Here is a 1,695-nt window from a genome sequence, read left to right on the forward strand (position 1 = left end):
AACTGCGCCGACTTACCCATCGCGCCGATGAACAGGCAAATGCAGGCGGCCGTCAGCAGGCCCCAGTCCGTGCCCGGGAAGCTCAATGCCGCGAGTTCGGTGCGCTTCGCGAACACGTCGCCGTAGTTCATCGAACCGGCGAAAGCGAACAGCAGGCCGATGCCGAGCAGGAACCCGAAGTCGCCGATGCGGTTCACGATGAACGCCTTCATGTTCGCGTAGATCGCGCTCTCACGGGTGAAGTAGAAGCCGATCAGCAGGTACGACACCAGGCCCACCGCTTCCCAGCCGAAGAACAGCTGCAGGAAGTTGTTGCTCATCACGAGCATCAGCATCGAGAACGTGAACAGCGCGATGTACGAGAAGAAGCGCTGGTAGCCGTCGTCGTCGGCCATGTAGCCGATCGTGTAGATGTGCACCATCAGCGACACGAAGGTCACCACGCACATCATCAGCGCCGTCAGCGAGTCGACCAGGAAGCCGATCTCGAACTTCGTCCTGCCGATCTGCATCCAGTCATAGATGGTCGCGTTGAAGCTCGCGCCGTCCATCACCTGGAGGAAGACCATGACCGAGAGGATGAAGGAGACCGCGACGCCGAGGATCGTCACCGTGTGCGCACCGGCGCGCCCTACCGCTTTCCCGAACAGCCCCGCAATCAGGGAGCCGGCCAGCGGTGCCAGCGGGATCGCCAGCAGCAGGTTTTCATTGAGTGTCGTTGACATAACCGCTTTACCTGAAATTAACCTTTGAGCTGATCGAGGTCCTCGACATTGATCGTGTCGAGGCTACGGAACAGGGTCACCAGAATTGCGAGTCCGATCGCCGCTTCCGCTGCTGCAACCGTCAGTACGAAGAAGACGAAGATCTGGCCATGCACGTCGCCGAGGTAATGCGAGAACGCGACAAAATTGGTGTTCACCGCCAGCAGCATCAGTTCGATCGCCATCAGGATGATGATGACGTTGCGGCGGTTCAGGAAAATACCGACGACGCTGATCGCAAACAGGATCGCGCCGAGGACAAGGTAATGAGCAAGGGTCAACATGGTTTCTCTCTCCTGTGCGCTCAGCTGTTCCTGGCGGGTGCCGGGTCGGCCGCGGCTGCCGCTGCGGCGGCTTCTTCCGCCGCGACAGTTGCCGCGGTCTTTTCCGAGGCCATCTTCACGATGCGCACGCGGTCCTGGGCACGCACCTTGACCTGCTCGCTGACGTTCTGGCGCTTGCTGTCTTTCTTGTGACTCGTGGTCAGCGCAATCGCCGCGATGATCGCCACCAGCAGCACGAGGCCGGCGACTTCGAACGCGAAGATGTAGTCGGTGTAGATGACCTTGCCGATGATGCGGGTGTTCGACCAGCCGGCCATCCCGTTCGCGGCAGCCGTGGTGTCGCGCAGCGCCGTGGCGGTCGCGCCGTAGCCGTGCCACAGGATCAGCGCGGTCTCGATCACGATGATCGCGCCCACCAGCGTGGCCATGGGCACGAAGCGCTTGAAGTCTTTGCGCAGCACGTCGATGTTGATGTCCAGCATCATCACGACGAACAGGAACAGCACCATCACCGCGCCGACGTACACCAGCACCAGCAGGATCGCGAGGAACTCGGCCTGCAGCAGCATCCAGATCGCGGCTGCGTTGAAGAACGCCAGCACCAGAAACAGTGCGGACGACACCGGGTTGCGCGAGGTGATCACCTT

Annotated in this window: 3 protein-coding genes; all 3 read right to left on the bottom strand. The window is 61.1% G+C overall.

Annotated features, from left to right (window positions below; translation table 11 throughout):
• A partial coding sequence (locus P3T22_RS33185; protein ID WP_429327282.1) for a proton-conducting transporter membrane subunit occupies positions 1 to 725 on the bottom strand: 725 nt, incomplete at its 3' end.
• Positions 726 to 742: 17 nt separating this feature from the next.
• Entirely contained in the window at positions 743 to 1,048 is a 306-nt protein-coding gene (gene nuoK / locus P3T22_RS33190; RefSeq protein ID WP_013339863.1) for an NADH-quinone oxidoreductase subunit NuoK, read from the bottom strand.
• 20 nt (positions 1,049 to 1,068) lie between these two features.
• Positions 1,069 to 1,695, bottom strand: a 627-nt coding sequence (locus tag P3T22_RS33195) for an NADH-quinone oxidoreductase subunit J (RefSeq protein WP_429327283.1), incomplete at its 5' end; no start/stop codon positions are given.

Origin of the sequence: Paraburkholderia sp. GAS348, assembly GCF_050434205.1 — a bacterium.
Classification (GTDB): domain Bacteria; phylum Pseudomonadota; class Gammaproteobacteria; order Burkholderiales; family Burkholderiaceae; genus Paraburkholderia.

Coding starts and splice junctions, on each gene's coding strand:
- nuoK (WP_013339863.1), bottom strand. CDS start 1,048: ATGTTGACCCTTGCTCATTACCTTGTCCTCGGCGCGATCCTGTTTGCG.